The organism is Mycetocola lacteus, assembly GCF_003667575.1.
Classification (GTDB): domain Bacteria; phylum Actinomycetota; class Actinomycetes; order Actinomycetales; family Microbacteriaceae; genus Mycetocola; species Mycetocola lacteus.
On record NZ_RCUY01000010.1, the window covers coordinates 43848 to 63553 of the forward strand.

Sequence of the window (19706 nt, forward strand, 5' to 3'; positions counted from 1 at the left end):
CAGGCGCCGCCGACGTGCGCCGTGAATTGGGGGCAATCAGTGTTCAGGGGTATCTCCGTTGTAACGATGCTTGGTCTTGCGCTGGTGCTGACCGGCTGCACGCCCACGGCGGAACACGCGGACGGGCGCACCACGGAATCCGGTATCTCCACCGCCCAACAGGCTCTCCTCGATCGCAACGCCATCGGGTTTGACGAGTACAAGGAGGCGTGGTCAAACTACGCCCAATGTCTGGTCACCAGCGACTCCGGGTATCGGGCCACCAACCCGACCCTCGATCCCATCAGCGGCCGCCGCTACAACTGGGATCTCGACGTCATCCCGGGCGCTCAATTCGACAATGACGCCATGCAGAATTGTGAGGTCTCCGAGCTGGTCCATGTGGATAGCGAATATGTGCGGCAAAACCCACAGCGGATGGACCCGGCGCTGCTAAACCGGGTGTTTGCCGGTCTGGAACGCGCGGGGGTCAGCTACACCGGCACCGAAACCACCTACGGCGATTTCTTCCCCAACGGCAACGAGGACGCCGCACGCACCGCCGCGGTCGACGCCGTCCTCCTCGACGCAGCCCGGGCGCTCTACCCCGAGGTCACCACCTGGGGCTACGGATACTGACGCACCCCCAGATCGGGGCCGTTCTGGGCACACCGGGGCTCGGCGCACGCCGCCGAGAGGATCGCACACGCTAGCCTGGCCTTCGCCATCACGCGATCGAAAGGGAATCCATGCGCAGGAGTTTTGCGATCACCACGGCACTCGGGGCCGTCCTCATCGCGGGCCTGACCGGGTGCTCGTCCGAGGACCCGGAAGCGCAGAAATATCCCTCGGTGGTGTCCCCGGCACAGCGCGACATTCTCTCCCGCGAACAGATCGGGTTTGACGAGTACAAGGAGGCCTTCGCCAACTACGTGCGCTGCACCGAGGACGCGGGGTATGTGGTGGGCGAACCGATCCTCAATCCGATGGATGGCCGCACCTATCTCGCCGAGCAGACCCTTGCCCCGGGCCAGACGGATGTCGAGGCCGTCAACGAAAAGGCGGTCGACTGCAACCCGGGTGAGCTGGGCTTTGTCCAGGAGGAGTACCTCAAGCAGAACCCGCCACAGATCGATGCGGTCCTGCTCGAAACGGTGCGGCCTCGACTCGATCTGGCGGGAATCTCCACCACCGGCACCGAGACCCGGTTTGGCGATTTCTTCGCCGATGCCGCCGATGACCAGGCGCGTTTCACCGCGATCCAGCGGGTGTTCTCCCAGGCCATTGACGAGCTGTTTCCCGGGCTCCCATACGTCGATTACGGGTACTGATCTCGCGGCGTTTGTCTCCGGACACAAAACGGCGGCGGTGGACCTGATGTCCACCGCCGCCGCTCTGTATCTGAGAGCCTGACTAGCTCTGGCCGCCCAGCATGCGCTGGATCGTGGCCATGTCATCCTCGCTGGGCTGACCCTTGGCGCCGCCCTTGCCCAGGCCGAATCCGCCGCCGGTGGGTGCCGCGGGTGCCGCGGTGATGCCCTTGGCCTCGGCCGCGCGCTTCGCCGGGTTACCCGAGCGCGAGCCACCCTTCTTCTTGGCGTTCTTCTTGGGCATCTTCGGCCGGCCGCCGGGGATCGGGCCCATGCCCGGGATCTGCGGCATGCCACCCTTGGCCATGGTCTTCATCATCTTGGCGGCCTGCTCGAAGCGGTTCACCAGCTGGTTGACCTCGGTCACGGTGGATCCCGAACCGCGGGCGATCCGCAGGCGACGCGAGCCGTTGAGGAGCTTGGAGTTCTGCCGCTCGGCGCGGGTCATCGACTGGATGATGGCCTCGGTGCGGTTCAGCTCGGACTCGTCGAAGTTGTCCAGCTGCTCCTTCATCTGGCCCATGCCCGGGAGCATGCCCATCATCTTCTTGATCGAGCCCATGTTGCGCAGCTGCTGCATCTGCTTCAGGAAGTCATCGAGAGTGAAGGTGTCGGTCGCGAACTTCTCCGCGAGCTTCATCGCCTCTTCCTCGTCGAAGGCCGACTGCGCCTGCTCGATCAGGGTGAGGATGTCACCGAGGTCGAGGATGCGGCTGGCCATCCGGTCGGGGTAGAAGGGCTCGAAGTCGTCGAGGTTCTCGCCGGTGGAGGCGAAGATGATCGGGCGTCCGGTGACCGAGGCCACCGAGAGTGCGGCACCACCGCGGGCGTCACCGTCGAGCTTGGACAGCACCACACCGGTGAAGTCCACGCCCTCCTGGAAGGCCTTGGCGGTGTTGACGGCGTCCTGACCGATCATCGCGTCGATCACAAACAGGACCTCGTGCGGGTTGATGGCGGCGCGAATCTTCGACGCCTGCTTCATCATCTCCTCGTCGATACCGAGGCGACCCGCGGTGTCCACGATCACGACGTCGTGCTGGTTACGCTCGGCGTAGGCCACGCCGTCCTTGGCAACCTTGACCGGGTCTCCGACACCGTTACCCGGCTCGGGCGCATAGATGGCCGCGCCGGCCTGCTCGGCCACAACGCCGAGCTGGGTGACGGCGTTGGGGCGCTGGAGGTCGGCCGCAACGAGGAGCGGGGTGTGCCCCTCCTTGATCAGCCACTTCGACAGCTTTCCGGCCAGCGTGGTCTTACCGGCACCCTGCAGACCCGCGAGCATGATGATCGTGGTTCCGGTCTTGGCAAACTCCAGGCGACGCTGCTCACCACCGAGGATCTGCACCAGCTCGTCGTTGACGATCTGAACCACCTGCTGAGCGGGGTTCAGAGCCTTGTTGACCTCATCACCGAGGGCGCGCTCGCGCACGCGGCCGGTGAACTCCTTGACCACGTCGAACGCGACGTCGGCCTGGATCAGTGCGCGGCGAATCTCGCGGACGGTGCCGTCCACGTCGGAAGCCGACAGGGTTCCCTTCTTCCGAAGGTTCTTGAAGGTATCGGCGAGCCGATCTGAGAGATTTCCAAAAGTAGCCATTTGAAGCCAGTTTACCAATTTCGTGGACGCGATGGGTGCGCCCGGCCGGGCTCGCGGGTTGTCCACGTGAATTAATTATTGGACCGCGTACATTAATGCTAGGTTGGGCGCATGGTACGCATCGCACAGCTGGGACTGGCCCCCGAATACCTCGACTATCGAGTGGGGTGGACCCACCAGCGCACCCTGCATGAGGGTGTGGTCGCCGGAACCACCGACGACACCCTGCTGCTGTGCGAGCATCCGTCCGTGTATACCGCGGGACGATCGGCCCGTCCCGATGAGTATCCGGCGGATGGGACCCCGGTAGTCCCGGTGACCCGTGGGGGGCGGGTCACCTGGCACGGTCCCGGTCAGCTGGTCGGGTATCCGATCATGCGGCTGGAGCCAATCGGCGAGGATTCCAACCTGGTGGATGTGGTGGGACACGTCCGCAGCCTCGAACGCGTCCTGATCAACACCGCGCAGGCCCTCGGGGTGCACGCGTTTCGGGTTCCCGGACGCAGCGGGGTCTGGGTCGAGGAAGGCGCGGGGCAGGCCAAGATCGGGGCGATCGGGATTCGGGTCGAGCGCGGGGCCAGCCTGCACGGCTTCGCCCTGAACTGTTCGGGAGACCTGGCCGGGTTTGCCCAGATTGTGCCCTGTGGGATCCGGGATGCCGGGGTGAGCTCGCTCAGCGCCGTCGCCGGGCACCCCATCACCACGGCGGATGCGGCAATCCTCATCGCCGCCCACTTCGATGACTGGTACTACTCCCCCGAACCGGTGCCCGAAAGCGTTCCGACCCTCGCGCAGGCGCACACCCTGGGCGGCCAAAAATGAGCGCGCGCAACCTCGGCTCAATCGGCACGCCCCCCGAATCCACCACCGCGACGCCCTCGGGCACGATGATTCCCGCGTCCCTGGGCCTGCTGATGGCCGAGCCGCCCGGCGCGTCCGAGCCGGGCGCATCCGAGCCTGCCTCGCTCGAGCCCGGCGGAGCAGGCCCCGGCACCACCACGGCTCACGGCTCCGCCCAGGCTCATGACTCCGCCCAGGCCGACGGTGCGACCCTGCTCCCGAAAGTCGCCGGCGAACCGCTGGCCGCCCCCGAGGGACGCAGGATGCTGCGGATCGAGACTCGCAATACCCAGACCCCGATCGAGCACAAGCCCTCCTGGATCAAGACCCGCGCCAAAATGGGCCCGGAATATCGTGGGCTCCAGCAGCTGGTCAAGACGGAGAACCTGCACACCGTGTGTCAGGAGGCCGGATGCCCCAACATTTTTGAGTGCTGGGAGGATCGCGAGGCCACGTTCCTGATCGGCGGCGCACAGTGCACCCGGCGCTGTGATTTCTGTCAGATCGACACCGGCAAGCCTTCGGCGTATGACCGCGATGAGCCGCGCCGGGTTGCCGATTCTGTTCTACGGATGGCGCTGCGCTACGCCACCGTCACCGGCGTTGCCCGCGATGACCTCGACGATGAGGGGGCCTGGCTGCACGCGGAAACCGTGCGCGCGATTCACGAGGCTAACCCCGAAACCGGCGTGGAAATCCTGGCAACGGACTTTTCCGGCAATCCCGAGCTGCTGGACACCGTGTTCGCCTCGCGGCCCGAGGTGTTTGCGCACAACGTGGAGACCGTGCCGCGACTGTTCAGGCGCATCCGCCCGGCGTTCCGCTACGAGCGCTCCCTGGGCGTGATTACCCGGGCACGGGATGCGGGCTTGGTCACCAAGTCCAACCTGATCCTCGGCATGGGTGAGGAACCTGCCGAGGTCCTGACCGCGCTTGAGGACCTGCAGGCTGCGGGCACCGACATCATCACCATCACCCAGTATCTACGCCCGAGCCCCCGCCACCTCCCGGTGGCCCGCTGGGTGCGTCCCGAGGAGTTCCTCGACCTCGAGGTCGCCGCCCGGGAAATCGGCTTCTCGGGGGTCCTCGCCGGTCCCCTGGTGCGCTCCTCCTACCGGGCCGGCCGACTGTGGGCCGAAACCATGCGCGCGCAGGGCCGCCCGATCCCCGAGACCCTCGCCCACCTGGATCGCGCGTCCAGCGCGCCGCAGGCGGTACACGCCGGCTAGCCAAGCGTGATGTGTCGCGGAAACCTGGTCAGGAGTTCCTTATCGTGAGTAATGACGATGATGAGACTCTCCGTCGCCAACTCTGTGAGGGCGTCAGAAATAGCAGCTTTGGAATCACGGTCAAGATTGGACGCGAACTCGTCAAGCAAAATGACGGGAGGCCGCAACAGCAGCGCATGAAATACGTAGAGAAGCTGTTTCTGACCCCCTGACAATTCCACGCCCTCGTGACCAATTTGTGTGTCCAATCCGTCGGGTAGTCCTTCGAGGAAATTTGATACACCAAGTCGAAATGCCAGCGCAAAGATCTCAGCGTCTTCAATCACAGCCCCCATCAGGATGTTGTCGCGGACCGTCGTCGAAAGAACATCTCGCGACTGTGGCATCAGGTAGACAAAACGACGTAAATCGGATGACAACCCCTCGTGAATCCGTTTACCGTTCCAGCTCAGACTTCCCTCCGTTGGAACATGTAGACCATTCATCAAAAGAAATAGCGTACTTTTCCCTGCGCCATTACTGCCCACGAGACAGTAGATCCCGGGCCCCTCGATACTGATATCCGGAATGGCGACTCGTTCACCTCCCTGATAGCGGTACGCCAGGTTGTGAGACCTAAAGGTAGCGCCCGGTCCCCCAGACGAAAACCTATACTGAGGCTGCGTTTCATCCTCTGGCAATGTCTCATAGATAACCTGCAGCCGGGCGTGAGATGCAGCCGCTTCACGAAGTTCCCCCAGGGAAAGCCCTAGTGTCACGAGGGGCGAAATCATATAAACAAGATAGAGAAAGAACGTGGCCAATGCAGCGGGGGTCAGATCCTCGTTTCCGATTTGCACGCCACCAAGCAACAAGACTCCCACGAGGCTTACCTGGGTCGCCATATTGATTATTGGCAGAATTAACGAAGACACACCAACCAGGCGCACACCGTTGACGCGTGAAGATTCCGCACGCCTGTTTAGCGCACGCAAAACCCAGTTCTCCGCGCCGAGGGATTTAACCGGTACAAAGTTATAGAGCAATTCATATAGCCGAGACGAATATGCAGACTCAGCAACACGGGACGTTTCCGCAGCCGTTCGGATAGAGCGGAGAACGATAAGCAGCAGTGCACCGAAAGCTGTGAGTACCGCGATAAGGACCAAGGCCAGCGTCCAACTGGTAAAAACCATGCCTATAAAACACAACAACGCAACAATGGCGGCACCAAGAAGCTCGGGATACGTGGTGAAGTAGGGACGTTGAATGGCAGGGATATCCTCAACAACACGATTGTTCAAATCCCCCTTGTCAAATGATTGAAAACTGCGATGGTTCGTATGCAAAATGCGCCGAGCGACGGAATTTCGAACGTTGAACACAAAACGCTCGGAGGCGATACCCATCACGAGCTTGCTCCCGGCCGTCCCCAGGGCGTCCACCACGAATACCGCGAGAAGAAACAGGACGGTGGTCACTACTACAGGTTTTTGCCCTGCGAAAGCCTCGGTTATCTGCCCGACAAACATCGGTTGCATGGCTGTTGCTACCGAGGAAATCATCAGTAAGAGCATTCCCAAGCTGTAATGCACTTTCGCGTTTTGGAATCCAATCGCTCTAATCACGATGCACCTCCTCGGAAAACTGAACCGGACGTGGGTCTAAAACAATCTCGTAAGCAGGCGGGATGGAAGTCTCGTGTCCAGCGCCTCGGACCACCATGGCCTGAAAAAAAGGCTCGCCCGTGGGTGCCATGTTCACACGAACAAAATCAACAAGAAGATTGCAGTACGCTTCCCGAGCGGCCCCAAAGGCATCAGAATCCCCCATGATTTCCAACGTAGTAACAATGTCAAGCACGCCTTTGTCTCGACGCGAGGTGGGAGAATAAAACATCTCCCAAAACTGAGGCTCTTTCACCTGAAACAGACGCCGCCACTCATTCCACGTATCTGAGCCAGAATCGCCTGTGCGGTAATAGAGAATGTAGTCATCAATGCCTGGGTTGGGTGCAAAAAACTTCCAGTTCGGAATCCAAAACGAACCCAAATGTCTCGCCAGACGCCGCACCCTAGAATTATTATCGTCGGGGTGTTGGGCCAACACCGTCGCAATCACCCACACAACGAGAACCGCTCCAATCACGACTCGCTTAGTGTTCATTAGACGCACCGTCAATCAGCGATACAACCGCCTCAACGCCCTCTTGCGAAAGTAAAATCGAATGGTGGTTAACGCCCCGGATCACATCAAGTGACTCGCCCCGTTCGAGATAGGATTCAAATAGTTCCCGCTGATTCGCTCCGCTCGAATTGGTTTGAGCAGAAGCAACGACACGTGTGGATACCCCACTCGGAGACACAGACAAGCTGCCGTCGAATAGCAATGCAGAGATTGTGTCCCATTCTCGTCGCATCGCCCTCCACACTCGCCCCGTATACAATTCACTTTCAACCGGGTAGGAAAAGCGATTTCCTGAAACTTCTGAAGCCAGCGGTCTACTATCGTTAAGGACCCCCAGCCCCAATCCGGCCAGTGCAGTATTCATGCGAATAGATTCGGATACGCTCAGTGTTCCTTCGCGTCGCAATTCCACCGCAGAAATTTCTCGTGGGTGTGTGGGCTCTATCAGCCATAGATGATCGACCTGCTCAGGATAAGCCTCAGCAAAACGGTGTGCGATGTATGCGCCAAACGAATGTCCCACTAAAACTACGCCAGCAAATTCTTTAGGCAATCGACCAATCAACTCGCCCAGATCACAAAGCGACTCGGAAACAGAGTACGGGTATGCGCTACCGACCCGTGATCGTCGGTATCCTGCTCGATCGTACGCAACTACGAGGCTGTTTTGGTTCCGACTGAGTCGATCAGCCAAGAGCATGAGATAGTTCGAAGAGGTCCCGAGTCCATGGCAGAGTACATAAATACGGCGCGGTCGAGTTGCCCCTCCGATTCGAAACGAGATTTCATTTCCCGACGAAGCCGAAAACCGTTTTTCAATAAATGGCGCAGCAGGCTTGGTGGTACTGATCTGACTCCGCGAGATTCGGTCGAGTCGATGCTCAGCCAGCTTACAAATGCCCACAGCAGCGCTCGTTCCAAGGAGCGCCAAAGTCGCAAAGTCACGCGCAGTCATGAGCGTGATTTCAGTACCTGGACAACTGCCGGATATCCTGCAGCGAATGCCACGAGAAATCTGCCCAGTCCTAAGAAATGTGCGTTCGCAACGTGAAACATCAACATACTGATGAGACCAAGAGCTCTCCCCCACTGCGTAGCCACGATTAATGGAAAGAACGTTTCAAGAACTACGGTGGCGTGAGTAATAAACCGAGAGAATTCAGGGCGTGAACGCAACATTTCATAGAGTTTTTTGTCCCCATATGAATGTGTACGAGCCACTCGTTCGGCCGCCGTTCCGTTTCGCCATTCAGAACCAAACATCTTCGCAAACCCGCTTGCAAAATAGCTTGCAATAATTTGGCACCCAATAAATCCAACGGCCAAATCAGAATTCTCACCCCCTCGAGTCCGGCCAAGCACGGACGCGGCGTGGATAACTCCCGCCATTTGATCTGCCCCGTCAGACCCATTCAGCGTGTATTTTGAAGTGAATATCTGACTACAAACAATTATGCATGCGCTGTATTTTCGTACCGAGTTTTTCTGTGATGAAATAAGACTCAGACCCCCCAGCACTCTGGCAAGGAGAGCTGCACGAATGACCCCTTCGTTGGCCAAGAAATCCGAAAGTCTCGACTCAGTCATCGTCGATGCCCTAACATATTTCCAGTAGTTGATACCTCCGCGTTTTCGTTCCGCGGAATTGATTGACTCAAGCGCCGACAGTATCTGAACTATCGCTGCGCCGTTTTCGGCGATTTCTAATGGTTTGGTGCGTGTGTAGGTGCGCAGAGCCGCAAATGGTCTAATCATCATTTCCCCCAATGTGAGGCGGCGGCCGAACGAGGGTCTGGAACGGTTCTTGCCCAATCGCATCGTCCGGCCACCGCCATCTTTCAGATCAGCGGTTCAGCGCCACGCTGCGTCCGCCGAACGGCGCGCCTTGTAACGGTTCTCGAGGCAGCCCGCGCCGCCACGAGAGCCACCGTCACGATCGTGGCTGGAGTCGCCATGATCGGTACTGAGCGACCAGAACTCAGCTTGGACGAATTACAGACGATCTTGCCTGATCGCTGATCCTGATTCACCGAATGTGTGAGAACATCCATTCTTCTCTCCCTTGCGAATTGAGTCGCGATGAGATTTCATCGTGCGATCACGCTACGTACTCTGACAAGATCTGTATACGATCGCGATGGATATCCTGAAACGGTGTGAAATAAACAATGTTCATTATCTATTCCACATCAAGCTACGATTCCAGCACTGCGATAAAGCCACGCCGCGTAACACGCTCGCCAATGTGCACGGTGTTGAAGGTAAGGGTAAGAGTTGCCTGCGCCACCAACTTTTTATGCCGACGCTAAAACGCAGCTGTGGCGCGATTAACCCAGGTGCTTAAAGCCCGCGTGCGAGCGGGCGAAGCCCAGGCGCTCGTAGAACTCGTGCGCACGGGTGCGGCGCAGGTCCGAGGTGAGCTGGGTGATCGAGGCACCGCGGCGAACGCCCTCGGCGAGGGCCCAGCGGATCATCGCCGAGCCAACCCCGGCCCCACGCTCGGACGTGGCCACGTGGACCGACTCGATCTGCAGGCGGTTCACGCCGCCGCGGCCCAGGCCCGGCAGTACGGTGAGCTGCATCGTGCCCACGGCTTCGCCGGCCGGGGAATCCACGATGACTAGGAGGTGTGCGGGATCGCGGTCGATTCGGGAGAACGCACGCTCGAAGACGCTGATGTCGGCGGCGGGATCGGTGTCCGGGGCATCGCCGCGAGCATGGGCCACATCGTCGTCGGCGAGCAGACCCAGCAGGGCAGGCACGTCGGTGCTGCTCGCGCGGCGGATCGCATATCCCCCGGCCAGGTCCGCGATCATCACGCCGGCGCTTTCGCTGGGGATCAGCGCACCCTCGACCTCGTGCAGCACACCGTGGATCCGGCGGACGGCGGGCTGGGCGGGGCGAGCAGCCACCGTGTCCAGATCGCGGCCGTAAAACAGGGTGTCATCTCCGTCGGCGAAGTAGCCAAAGGCGTCGATCGGACGGTAGTCGTAGCGCTCGTACAGGCGCACCGACTCGGGCTGCTGGGTGCCGGTTTCCAGGCGCATGTAGCGGGCACCGAGGGCCACGGCCTCGCGCTCCAGCGCCTCCAGGATGATTCCGGCCAGGCGACGACCGCGCGCCTCGGGCACCACAAAGATGCGCTTCATCTCCATGATGTCGGCGCTTTCGCGGCGGATCGCCCCGCAGCCGATTGGCTTTCCGTCTTCGAAGGCGACGATGAAGGCCTCCACCTCGGCCGGGTTCAGATCCGGGATCGGACCGCCCTGCCAGGGACCGTAGCGAACCGTGAGGTCTGCCTGCTGGGCGCTGCGAAGTTCCCGCCCCACCGGATCTGACCAGTGGGTGCGGACGAGGGTGATGCTCATGACGTGTTGCTAGTCCTGTTCGATCGAAACGGCTTCGCCGCGGTTATTCAGCGACACCAGCAGGACGTCGTCGGACTCGTCCATGCTGAGCGCGTACTCGAAGACCACAAACGTGTTGTCCTCGCCGGCGTGGGAGGGGCTAAAGCGCACCCCGATCACCGCGATGGCACGCAGCAAATCGATGTCGCGGTCGCCGGAAACGTGGCTGAAGTAGTCTTCCAGGTCCTCCCCGTGCTCGTCTTCCAGCAGCGCGATGAACTTGCTCACCGCGGTGTGCCGGGAGGAGATTTCGGCGATCATCGCCTCGCGGGCGCGCAGGTCGAGTTCCTCCAGGGAGGAGATCATCGCGGCGGCCACCTCGAGGGATTCCTCGGTGACGTTCTGGGCGTCCTCGGCGCTGAGCGAGACGCCCACCGCCTGGTCGCCGAACTCCACGGTTTCGGACCAGTAGATTCCGCCGGGTCCGCCGGTGGAGAGCAGGCCAAAAAAGTCGTGTTCGAGTGCCATGGTTAGCCCACCAGTTTCTGTGCGAAGGCGTGCGGGGTGAAGTCCAGATCGAGCATGTTCGCCTAGCCCACCAGTTTCTGTGCAAAGGCGTGCGGGGTGAAACCGGTCAGATCCCCGATGCTCTCGCCCTGCCCGATCAGCTTGATCGGAATGCCCGTGCGCTCCTGCACGGCCAGCACAAACCCGCCCTTGGCGGAGCCGTCCAGCTTGGTCAGCACCAGGCCGGTGACCCCGGCGTGCTGAATGAAGGCCTCGGCCTGGGCCAAGCCGTTCTGACCGGTGGTGGCGTCCAGTACCAGCAGCACCTCGGAGATCGGGGCCTGCTTTTCGATCACGCGGCGAATCTTGGAGAGCTCATCCATCAGACCGTTTTTGGTCTGCAGTCGTCCGGCGGTGTCGATCAGGGCGATTTCCACGCCGTTGCGCTTGGCAAACTCGACGGTCTGGAACGCGACCGAGGCCGGGTCCTGACCGTGGTGCTGCGGACGCACGATCTGCGCCCCGCCACGCTCGGCCCAGGTGGCCAGCTGTTCGACGGCGGCCGCACGGAACGTGTCCGCGGCGCCCACCACAACCGAGCGCCCGAAGGTGCCCACGTAGTTGGCGAACTTTCCGATCGTGGTGGTCTTTCCCACCCCGTTCACGCCCACCACGAGGACCACCGCGGGACGCTCGCTGAGGTGCAGGGTGGGATCGTACTTGGCCAGGCGCTCCTCGACGTTCTCGCGCAGCATCCGCTGCAGATCGCGGGGGTCGGTGGTGTGGAAGCGGGCGACGCTGGCGCGCAGCTCCTCGATCATGTCCTCGGCGACATCGGCCCCGAAGTCGGCGGTGATGAGTGCGTGCTCCAGATCATCCCACGTGTTGTCATCGATCGTGGGTTTCTGGAACAGTCCCCGAAGGGCACCACCAAGGGACCATGTGCTGCGTTCTGCCATACCCCTAGCCTAGCGGTTTTGCGCCCACGACCGGCCGCCCGGGTCTATTCGGCGACCGCCGCCCGATCCACCACGCGCTGCCCCACAACCGCCGAGACACCATCCTGTCGCATCGAGACCCCGTAGAGGGCGTCGGCGATCTCCATCGTGCGCTTCTGGTGGGTGATCACGATGAGCTGCGAGTTCTCGCGCAGGCCCTCAAAAATGGTGAGCAGACGGCCAAGGTTGGCGTCATCCAGCGCCGCCTCGACCTCGTCCATGATGTAGAACGGGCTGGGGCGGGCGCGGAAGATCGCCACCAGCAGTGCGACCGCGGCGAGCGAGCGCTCCCCACCGGAGAGCAGCGACAGGCGCTCGATCTTCTTACCCGCCGGGCGCACCCGCACCTCGATACCGGTGGTCAGCAGATTTTCGGGTTCGGTGAGCGAAATACTGCCGGTGCCGCCGGGGAAGAGGATCGGGAACACCTCGGCAAACTGCGCCTGAGTGTCGGCGAAGGCGGCACCGAAGATGGTCTGCATCTTGGTGTCCAGCTCTTCGATGATGGTCATCAGATCGGCGCGGGTGCGGGTGAGATCGGCCAACTGTTCGGTGAGGAACGCGTGACGCTGTTCGAGCGCGGCAAATTCCTCCAGCGCGAGCGGATTGACCCGGCCCAGCTGTCCGAGCTTGCGTTGCGCCGACTGATGGCGGCGCTCCTGCTCGGCACGAACGTAGGGCAGGGTGGGCTCGGCGGGGTCGCTGTCGGCAGCCGCGACATCCGCATCCACATCCGCAAACGCATCTGCATCTGCATCTGCACCTGCATACGCCTGCGCATCGAGGCTCGCCCCCGCCCGTAGCCAGGACACCCGGCCGGTGCGGGTCAGCTCATCCTGCTCACTCGCGGTCAGCCGCACCCCGGTGGCGGGGCCGTACTCGGACACCAGGGCGTCCCGGTCGAGGCCCAGCTCGGACTGTGCGCGCTCCAGCAGCGAGGTGAGCTGTACTCGGCGCTCGTAGATCTGCATTTCCAGGCCACGCATCGAGTCGGCGATGGCGTCGAGCCGGGTGCGAGCGCCGGATTCCTCGGCGCGCAGCTCCTGGAGTTCGCGGGTCTGTTCTCCGCGCTGGTGCTCGGCCTGGGCCAGTTCCAGCGAAGCCTGGGCGAGCGAGCGTTCCAGGACCTCGCGCACGGCGGGCAGATCGGTCAACACCGAGCGGGCCACCTCCAGCTGCCGGGCGCGCAGCACCGCACGCCGGGCCTCGGCCTCGGCGGCATCGCGTTCGGCGCGGTAGCGGCGACGCAGCGAGGCGAGACGATCCTGTTCGGTGCGTACCCGCTCACGCGCGGTTTCGGCGCGCAACCGCGCCTCAACCTCGGCCTCGCGGGCGGTTTCCAGCTCGGCCCACAGGCTCTCGCGCAGGGTCCCGTCCAGGATGGGCCGCGGCTTCGCCCGCACGGTTTCCACCGCGCGTTCGGCGGCTGCGGCGGCGGCCTCGGCCTCGCGCAGGCCCGCGGCGGAGGCGGATCGGGCGGTGTGCAGGCGCTCACGTTCGGCCTGGGCGGCCTCATGCTGTCCCCGCGCGCGGTGCAGGCGTTCGGATTCGGCGGCGAGACTCGCATCGAGTTCACGCAGCGCGGCCAGCGCCGCGGCCGAGGCCTGCTTGGCCGACTGACCCTCGGCGCGAGCGGTGCTGAGATCCACCCGGAGCGTGTCGATTGTCGAGAGCACCTCGGCCAGGCGTTCGGCAGCGCTGTCGTGTTCGGCGCGCAGCGCGATCCGGCCCCGCCCCTCCCCCGAGCCGCCACTGATTGAGAAGCGGGTGAGAACGTCTCCGGTGACCGTGACGATGGTGACCGGCAAGTCCGCGGGCAGGGCGTTCAATCCGCGGCGTGCAGCTTCGCGGTCCTCGGCGATGTACACCCCGGCAAGCAGTCCGCGCACACCATCGGGACTGGTAACCAGGGAATCGGCGGGGATCAGCCCGGCCACGGGTGCGGTACTCGTGGCTCCGGCGGCGGCAATCACCAGGTCGACCCGGCCCAGGGTATCGGCCTCGACCCGATCCAGGGCGGCGTGCGCGGCATCGGCGTCGGCCACGATCACGCCGTCGGCAAATCGGCCCAGTGCGGCGGTAATCGCCTGCTCATACCCGGCATCCACGCGGATCCCGGCCGCGACCAAACCGTTCACACCTGACAGGTCACGGGCCAGCAGCTCGGCGGCACCGTCGCGGATGTCGAGGGCGCGAGCCAGTGCGGTGGTCTGAGCGGTGAGGGCGTCACGCTCGCGTTCGGCGGCGTGCAGGAGCTCGCGCAGGCGCTCGATTTCGGTCTCGGCAGACTGCACCCGCTCCTGCTGATCACGGTAGGCATCGTTCAGACCGGTGGTGTCGGCGTCAATCACGCCCGCCCCGGCCTCGGCTTCGGCGAGCGCCCGCGCAGCCTCCTCGGCGCGCTCGGTGGCGGCGGTCTCGGCCCGCTCCTGGCGCTCGGCCTCGGCGGCAAGTGCCGCCAGGCGCGAGGCGGCGGTTTCGGCTCGACCGGTGGCCGCCTGGACCTCCAGGTCGTGGGCGGAGAGGAGTTCGGACTGGACGGTTAGTTCGGTATCCACCGCATCGAGAGAGGCCCGAGCCGCGGCGGCGGTCTGCCGTGCACGTTCCCAGCCTGCCTCGGCGGCATCGATCTCCTCGATTAGCCGGGTCACCTCGGCCTCGGCCCGTTCGATCGCCTCGGGTGAGATCCCCGGGGCCTGCGCGGGCCGCTCCCCCTGCGCATCCAGCAGGGCAACCTTCTGCGTGGCCAGCCCGGTCAGCGCGTCGAGGCGCTGGCGGACGGACTCCAGGTCGAAGACCACCGTGCGGGCCCGATCCACCGCGTCCCCGATCTGCGCCTGCTCCAGTAGGGCGATGCGGGCGCGGGTATGGTCGGCGCGCTCCTGAAGGATCGCGCGCTCGGCCAGCCGGTCGGATTCGGTCCCGGAGAAGGCGAGGATGTCGGTATCGAGCCGGACGATGTCATCGGCGACCAGTCGGGCTCGCGCATCCCGGGCAATGGCCTGGATCGACTGGGCCTCGCGGGCCACCTCGGCCTGCTTGCCCAGAGGCTTGAGCTGGCGACGGATCTCCCCGGCGAGGTCGCTCAGCCGGGTGAGGTTGGCCTGCATCCCGTCGAGCTTGCGCAGGGTTTTTTCCTTGCGCCGGCGGTGCTTGAGGATGCCGGCGGCCTCCTCGATGAAACCGCGACGCTCCTCGGGAGTTGCCCGCAGCACGGCGTCCAGCTGGCCCTGCCCCACAATGACGTGCATCTCACGACCGAGGCCCGAGTCACTGAGGAGTTCCTGCACGTCAAGCAGGCGCGAGCTCTGACCGTTGATCGCGTACTCGGATCCGCCGTTGCGGAACAGCGTGCGCGAGATCGTGACCTCGGTGTAGTCGATGGGCAGCGCACCGTCGGAGTTGTCGATGGTCAGCGTGACCTCGGCGCGGCCCAGCGGGCCTCGCGTGGAGGTCCCGGCAAAGATGACGTCCTCCATCTTGCCGCCGCGCAGGGTTTTTGCGCCCTGCTCACCCATCACCCAGGCCAGCGCGTCGACCACGTTGGACTTGCCGGAGCCGTTGGGCCCAACCACGCAGGTCACCCCGGGTTCAAACGCAAACGTTGTCGGTTGGGCGAAGGATTTGAACCCCTTCAGGGTGAGGCTTTTGAGATACACGCGCTCTCACCCCTTTCCCGGTTCGAAGATACGTCTGCACTACCGTACCAAGAACCGGCGACCCGGCCCGTGATTGCGCGGGTTTTGAGCGAATCTAGGGTGTGGCGAATTCGCGAGATCGTGCTAGCCGAGATCCAGCACGACCTTGGTGCCCGGCACGGCTGATCCGGCCGCCGGAAACGCCTCGGCCACCCGATCAAGTGGATAGATCACCGGCTCGGGTGCAAGCAGACTCCCCGTATCCAAGCCGGCCAGGATGTCCGCCAGTACTCGACGATAGGCGTCACGTCTCAGAGCCACGATCATCGGCGCGGAGCATACCCGCTCGCTCGGGTCGGCAAACCGGTGCAGTCCGGTGCGCACAAACCCGCGGGCGGTGGCGGATTTCTGCCTGCCGATCGGCCCACCAAATGCGAGCCTGACGATGCGCCCACGCGGTGCCACCACCCGGTGAAGGTCCCGGTTTCCGGTAGCATCAATCACGCCGTCCACGCCTCCGCCGGACTGAATGTTCAGTGTGTTCATCCAATCCGGATCGCGATAGTCCAGAATGTGCGCGCCCAGTCCCTCGGCAAACGCCTGCGAGCGTGACGACGCGGTCCCCCAGACCCGCAGTCCACGAGCCTGCGCCAGCTGCGCGGCCCAGGCCCCCAGCGCTCCCCCGATGCCCTGAATCAGCACGCTTGTACTTCCCGGCGGTAGCGCGGCAAGTGCGAAATGTGCGGTGACCGCATCCAGTGGTGCGGTGGCCACACTCGCCGAGTCCAGCGCTTCGGGTACCGGGACCAAAAGCGAGGGCGAAAGTGTGACCCGGGTGGTATGCGCGCCCATCCCCGGCAGAATCGCGGCGACCCGCTGGCCGACTCGCAGTCCGCTGCTTCCCGCAGGTAGCGACTCGATCTCCCCGACCAGGTCGTAGCCGGAGATGAATCCGGGACGTGGATGCAGCAGGTAGTCCCCGCGTGCGGCCATCACATCCGTCACCCCCACCGAGGCGTGGGTGACCCGCACCACGGCCCGGTCCGAGCTGTACCGGAGTGGGTGCAGGGAGGGCTGAGTCGGCGGCATATCGAAGCGTTTGATTGGTGCCGCCCACCCAGCAGGTGCGGACTGGGATCGGTCGTCTGTCATGCTGTTGAGACTATCCGCGACGGGCCGGGATCACCGATTAGTGCACAACATGACGTGGGCAGGGTCGCATTCACCGGCCACGGGCGTGAGACCGGACGGCGGGTTAGAGTTCTTCCGACTCCGAGAGGTCTTCGACGCTCTGCGGGACGCGGCCCACAAAGTTGACACCGATTCCAAACTCCTCGGCGATCGAGACGGCGGACTCCTGGAAGCGCAGCATCCAGGTGCCGTCGCCCCAGATCACGGCCTCGGGCTCACCGAAGGCAGCGTCGGCACCATCCAGAAGCGCCAGATCCGTGGCCGAGAGCGCCCATTCCGGTCCGCGCAGCGCCTCGTCCAGGTATTCCAGGGCGTCGCGAACCAGCTCGTCGAAGTCGGCGACGATGGCCGCCGCCACCTCCACCACATCCGCCTCGGGGGCCGCGGCGGGCTCGATGATCAGGCTCACCTCGTGCTCCGCGTCGGCACCGTTCACCGTCGCAACCCAGAAGGCGAGCTCCTCGGGCGACTCGATGCGAACAAACTCGGCCGTACCGGCGCTAAAGGTGGTGGGGATCTCACTCATGAGTCGAGTTAAGCACAGCACGTCCCGGATTGTCGTATGCACGCGCCCAGGTGGGATTCACCAGACTCGCATCTACGTCGTCAGTCGAGACTAAAGCCGACCGAGCAGCTCGGCCTTTTTCAGGTTAAATTCCTCCTGGGTGAGCACGCCGGCTTGCAGAAGATTCCAGAGCTTTTCAATCTGCTCGGCGAGATCGATGGGTGCCGAGTCCTGCGGTGCCGAGACACGCTGGGCGACGTGTTTTGCCTCCTCGATTGCCTCGGTGAAGGCTTCACTAATGTCGCGAATCACGTCCTTCTTATAGGTCACCAGGGTCTCGATGGTGTTCACCTGAGTCTGAAGCTGAACGTAACCGCCGGTGAGACCATTTCCTCGAACGGAGACCGAACGGATTTCGGTCAGCGGCATCGTAAACGTCTTCTGATCAAGCAGCACCTTGGAGTCGACGATGATGCGCTCGGAGGTCAGCACAAACACCCCCGGAAGTGTCTCGCGCTTTCGAGTGGTGTGGTCAGTGAAGGTGGTGTTACTGGGCGTGATGAAGATGATTCGCTCATCGGGGCTGATTTCAGCCTCCACCCGCTCGAGGTGCTTCTTTTTGCCAAAGGTCACAACGTTGAATCGCTTGAGCGCGACTTCCGCATCCTGTCTCATGGCGCAATCCTATCCAGTCACGCTCGGTGTGGTTCTATTCGCGCCGATACTGCTCGCGCTCACGCAGATATTCCTCGACGTAGGAGCGCACAAGCGCACGCAGCTCGGGGCTGTCGCCCAGCGCGGTTGGGGAAATGTGCGGAGGGGCTAGCCTCGGCTCGGTGGGCTGGCCGGGAACCGCCCTGCCGGGAATCGCGGGGCCGTGATTTGAGACCGTCGTATCGACGGGAGTCTGATACCCCGGAGCACCGGCAGCAGGCGGGGCTTCGCGATTTGACCCGGCGCGGCGATCATTCGCGAGGATCGTGCGGCGCTGTACAAACGCGGCGATGATCACGATCGCCGCCCCGGTGAGCGCCAAAATGATGATGGCCGTGTGGAATCGGTTCACGCCGTCACCGAGGTGCAGACGCTCGGAGGTCCCTACGGTTCGGATTGACGCCAGCAGGATGGACAGAATCCCCAGCCCGAACGTGCCGAAATAGATCATCCGCAGCACAGGTTCGTCCCGGAGCCAGCGATAGGCGAGGGAAATAAACCCGAGCAGGACCAGACCGAATACAGAGATGTGGATCGCGGATTCGATGTCCTGCGTCAGCCCATCCCAGGGACTCCACCCTGTGTCCGGGTTTCCATACTGGTAGTCGGGCTCCGCCGTATACCAGCGTTCCCGCGCGGGATCGGCCCACAGCGCATTGACGATCCCCATCACAAAGCCGATTCCCGCACCGATCCAAATCGTGCGACGCAGCCAGGTGTGCTGTGCGGCGAGCGCGGCGATGAGGGCGAGGTCGGCCACGAAAACGCGCCACACCACCGAGAACCCGATCGAGTCATACTCGCCAAAAGCCACCACAAATGCCATGGCGACACCCGAGGCGGCAAGCACACCGATCAACCACCAGAAGGCGACGCGGCCGCGCTCCCCCGTACCCAAACCAAACATGTGCCCGTTCCCCTTCGTTGTGTGTCAAACGTAGCGGGTCCGGGCCATCACTCGGGTGGAACCGGCACCCCCAGAAGGTGGCCCGCGGCGGGTGTCTCAGCTAGGTCGCGCGACCCGGTCGGTATCTAATCTTGAGCGTTATGCCCCGAGGTTGACTAACGCCGCGGGAGTCCACACAGGCCAATTCAGTGGGCCCACGGGAATCCCGTGCTGATACTCGCCAATTTTCCGGAAGGGGCGATCCGCCCGACTATTGTCGAAGATTTCGGCCTGCTGCACCACGCGTATGGCCGGTGCTACGAGATCCCAGAGACGAGCATACCGTTCCCGGATCTTATGTTCCGGCACCGTGTGTCCACCTCGAGCTACACGCTCAACAACGCGACGAACCGACAGCTCAACCGGCACCAGCATCACGTGTAGGTGAACGAGGTAGCCAAGAGCAACGGCTTCACGAACGAGTGCAAGCTTGCTTTCGTGGGAAAAAACGGTTTCGGTAATGAAGGATTCATGTCCAGCCAAGAGCGCTTTACGCCGCTGCGCGGCAAGGCGCGACGCATCGTAAGCGTGTTCGGATTCGGCTCCCGGCCAGTGTGCCGCCGCGAGAAGATCGGCGTTCACGAATTCAAGATGGAGAACCGGTTCCAGAGCACGCGTCACATACGTGGTCTTTCCAGAACCATTGGGTCCTGCCAACACATGAAGGACGGGCATA

At 63.0% G+C, this 19706-nt stretch carries 19 protein-coding genes; 5 read left to right on the top strand and 14 right to left on the bottom strand.

Annotated features, from left to right (window positions below; genetic code table 11):
• The first annotated feature begins 66 nt into the window (after positions 1-66).
• Complete coding sequence (locus D9V34_RS11895) at positions 67-618, top strand: hypothetical protein (protein ID WP_121689024.1); 552 nt, start codon at positions 67-69, stop codon at positions 616-618.
• A 110-nt stretch (positions 619-728) separates the two neighbouring features.
• Positions 729-1310 (top strand): hypothetical protein, encoded by a 582-nt coding sequence (locus tag D9V34_RS11900; protein WP_121689025.1) that lies wholly within the window; start codon positions 729-731, stop codon positions 1308-1310.
• A gap of 82 nt (positions 1311-1392) precedes the next feature.
• On the opposite strand, the gene ffh is transcribed toward D9V34_RS11900, so the two are convergent.
• Entirely contained in the window at positions 1393-2949 is a 1557-nt protein-coding gene (ffh, locus tag D9V34_RS11905; RefSeq protein WP_121689026.1) for a signal recognition particle protein, read from the bottom strand.
• Positions 2950-3060: 111 nt separating this feature from the next.
• Between ffh and lipB the strand changes: the two genes are divergently transcribed.
• Positions 3061-3771, top strand: coding sequence for a lipoyl(octanoyl) transferase LipB (gene lipB / locus D9V34_RS11910; RefSeq protein WP_121689027.1), 711 nt, complete (start codon positions 3061-3063; stop codon positions 3769-3771).
• Positions 3772-4052: 281 nt separating this feature from the next.
• Positions 4053-5018, top strand: a complete 966-nt coding sequence (gene lipA, locus D9V34_RS11915) for a lipoyl synthase (protein ID WP_121689093.1) — start codon at positions 4053-4055, stop codon at positions 5016-5018.
• Here the strand turns inward: lipA and D9V34_RS11920 are convergent.
• The 4 genes from D9V34_RS11920 to D9V34_RS17590 are packed head-to-tail and all read right to left on the bottom strand — an operon-like array spanning position 5015 to position 8942.
• Positions 5015-6625 (bottom strand): ABC transporter ATP-binding protein, encoded by a 1611-nt coding sequence (locus D9V34_RS11920; RefSeq protein ID WP_121689028.1) that lies wholly within the window; start codon positions 6623-6625, stop codon positions 5015-5017. The genes lipA and D9V34_RS11920 overlap by 4 nt on opposite strands.
• Positions 6618-7163, bottom strand: coding sequence for a hypothetical protein (locus D9V34_RS17585; RefSeq protein WP_147441693.1), 546 nt, complete (start codon positions 7161-7163; stop codon positions 6618-6620). The genes D9V34_RS11920 and D9V34_RS17585 overlap by 8 nt, the downstream gene beginning before the upstream one ends.
• Positions 7153-8139 (bottom strand): alpha/beta hydrolase, encoded by a 987-nt coding sequence (locus D9V34_RS11925; protein WP_121689029.1) that lies wholly within the window; start codon positions 8137-8139, stop codon positions 7153-7155. Before D9V34_RS11925 ends, D9V34_RS17585 begins: the two co-directional genes overlap by 11 nt.
• Positions 8136-8942: a hypothetical protein gene (locus D9V34_RS17590; protein ID WP_147441694.1), complete on the bottom strand. Its 807-nt coding sequence runs from the start codon at positions 8940-8942 to the stop codon at positions 8136-8138. The genes D9V34_RS11925 and D9V34_RS17590 overlap by 4 nt, the downstream gene beginning before the upstream one ends.
• 379 nt (positions 8943-9321) lie before the next feature.
• Here D9V34_RS17590 and D9V34_RS17845 point away from each other — a divergent pair, with 379 nt between their 5' ends.
• Positions 9322-9528, top strand: a complete 207-nt coding sequence (locus D9V34_RS17845; RefSeq protein ID WP_183091976.1) for a hypothetical protein — start codon at positions 9322-9324, stop codon at positions 9526-9528.
• Here the strand turns inward: D9V34_RS17845 and D9V34_RS11930 are convergent.
• From D9V34_RS11930 to D9V34_RS11970, 9 genes are all read right to left on the bottom strand, one after another.
• Positions 9512-10552, bottom strand: coding sequence for a GNAT family N-acetyltransferase (locus D9V34_RS11930; protein WP_121689030.1), 1041 nt, complete (start codon positions 10550-10552; stop codon positions 9512-9514). The two genes, D9V34_RS17845 and D9V34_RS11930, sit on opposite strands and share 17 nt — an antisense overlap.
• Positions 10553-10561: 9 nt before the next feature.
• Positions 10562-11059, bottom strand: a complete 498-nt coding sequence (locus tag D9V34_RS11935) for a DUF2004 domain-containing protein (protein WP_121689031.1) — start codon at positions 11057-11059, stop codon at positions 10562-10564.
• A gap of 62 nt (positions 11060-11121) precedes the next feature.
• Positions 11122-11997 carry a signal recognition particle-docking protein FtsY gene (gene ftsY / locus D9V34_RS11940; protein WP_121689032.1) on the bottom strand — a complete coding sequence of 292 codons (876 nt, stop codon included), beginning with the start codon at positions 11995-11997 and terminating at the stop codon, positions 11122-11124.
• Positions 11998-12041: 44 nt separating this feature from the next.
• Complete coding sequence (smc, locus tag D9V34_RS11945; RefSeq protein WP_121689033.1) at positions 12042-15695, bottom strand: chromosome segregation protein SMC; 3654 nt, start codon at positions 15693-15695, stop codon at positions 12042-12044.
• A gap of 123 nt (positions 15696-15818) precedes the next feature.
• Positions 15819-16826, bottom strand: coding sequence for a quinone oxidoreductase family protein (locus tag D9V34_RS11950; protein ID WP_245992017.1), 1008 nt, complete (start codon positions 16824-16826; stop codon positions 15819-15821).
• A gap of 103 nt (positions 16827-16929) precedes the next feature.
• Positions 16930-17391: a hypothetical protein gene (locus D9V34_RS11955; protein ID WP_121689035.1), complete on the bottom strand. Its 462-nt coding sequence runs from the start codon at positions 17389-17391 to the stop codon at positions 16930-16932.
• Between the two features lie 90 nt (positions 17392-17481).
• The gene (locus D9V34_RS11960; RefSeq protein WP_121689094.1) at positions 17482-18045 is read right to left on the bottom strand and encodes a PH domain-containing protein; all 564 of its coding nucleotides are present in this window, start codon (positions 18043-18045) and stop codon (positions 17482-17484) included.
• Between the two features lie 34 nt (positions 18046-18079).
• A complete protein-coding gene (locus tag D9V34_RS11965; RefSeq protein WP_121689036.1) occupies positions 18080-18991 on the bottom strand; it encodes a hypothetical protein in 912 nt (303 codons plus the stop codon).
• A 138-nt stretch (positions 18992-19129) separates the two neighbouring features.
• Positions 19130-19705, bottom strand: coding sequence for an ATPase (locus D9V34_RS11970; protein ID WP_121689037.1), 576 nt, complete (start codon positions 19703-19705; stop codon positions 19130-19132).
• Between the last annotated feature and the right edge of the window lies 1 nt (position 19706).

Coding starts and splice junctions, on each gene's coding strand:
- lipB (WP_121689027.1), top strand. CDS start 3,061: ATGGTACGCATCGCACAGCTGGGACTGGCCCCCGAATACCTCGACTAT.
- D9V34_RS17585 (WP_147441693.1), bottom strand. CDS start 7,163: ATGAACACTAAGCGAGTCGTGATTGGAGCGGTTCTCGTTGTGTGGGTG.
- D9V34_RS11925 (WP_121689029.1), bottom strand. CDS start 8,139: ATGACTGCGCGTGACTTTGCGACTTTGGCGCTCCTTGGAACGAGCGCT.
- D9V34_RS17590 (WP_147441694.1), bottom strand. CDS start 8,942: ATGATGATTAGACCATTTGCGGCTCTGCGCACCTACACACGCACCAAA.
- D9V34_RS11930 (WP_121689030.1), bottom strand. CDS start 10,552: ATGAGCATCACCCTCGTCCGCACCCACTGGTCAGATCCGGTGGGGCGG.
- D9V34_RS11900 (WP_121689025.1), top strand. CDS start 729: ATGCGCAGGAGTTTTGCGATCACCACGGCACTCGGGGCCGTCCTCATC.
- D9V34_RS11965 (WP_121689036.1), bottom strand. CDS start 18,991: ATGTTTGGTTTGGGTACGGGGGAGCGCGGCCGCGTCGCCTTCTGGTGG.
- lipA (WP_121689093.1), top strand. CDS start 4,053: ATGCTGCGGATCGAGACTCGCAATACCCAGACCCCGATCGAGCACAAG.
- D9V34_RS17845 (WP_183091976.1), top strand. CDS start 9,322: ATGGATATCCTGAAACGGTGTGAAATAAACAATGTTCATTATCTATTC.
- D9V34_RS11960 (WP_121689094.1), bottom strand. CDS start 18,045: ATGAGACAGGATGCGGAAGTCGCGCTCAAGCGATTCAACGTTGTGACC.
- D9V34_RS11955 (WP_121689035.1), bottom strand. CDS start 17,391: ATGAGTGAGATCCCCACCACCTTTAGCGCCGGTACGGCCGAGTTTGTT.
- D9V34_RS11970 (WP_121689037.1), bottom strand. CDS start 19,705: ATGCCCGTCCTTCATGTGTTGGCAGGACCCAATGGTTCTGGAAAGACC.
- D9V34_RS11895 (WP_121689024.1), top strand. CDS start 67: ATGCTTGGTCTTGCGCTGGTGCTGACCGGCTGCACGCCCACGGCGGAA.
- D9V34_RS11935 (WP_121689031.1), bottom strand. CDS start 11,059: ATGGCACTCGAACACGACTTTTTTGGCCTGCTCTCCACCGGCGGACCC.
- D9V34_RS11950 (WP_245992017.1), bottom strand. CDS start 16,826: ATGACAGACGACCGATCCCAGTCCGCACCTGCTGGGTGGGCGGCACCA.
- ffh (WP_121689026.1), bottom strand. CDS start 2,949: ATGGCTACTTTTGGAAATCTCTCAGATCGGCTCGCCGATACCTTCAAG.
- ftsY (WP_121689032.1), bottom strand. CDS start 11,997: ATGGCAGAACGCAGCACATGGTCCCTTGGTGGTGCCCTTCGGGGACTG.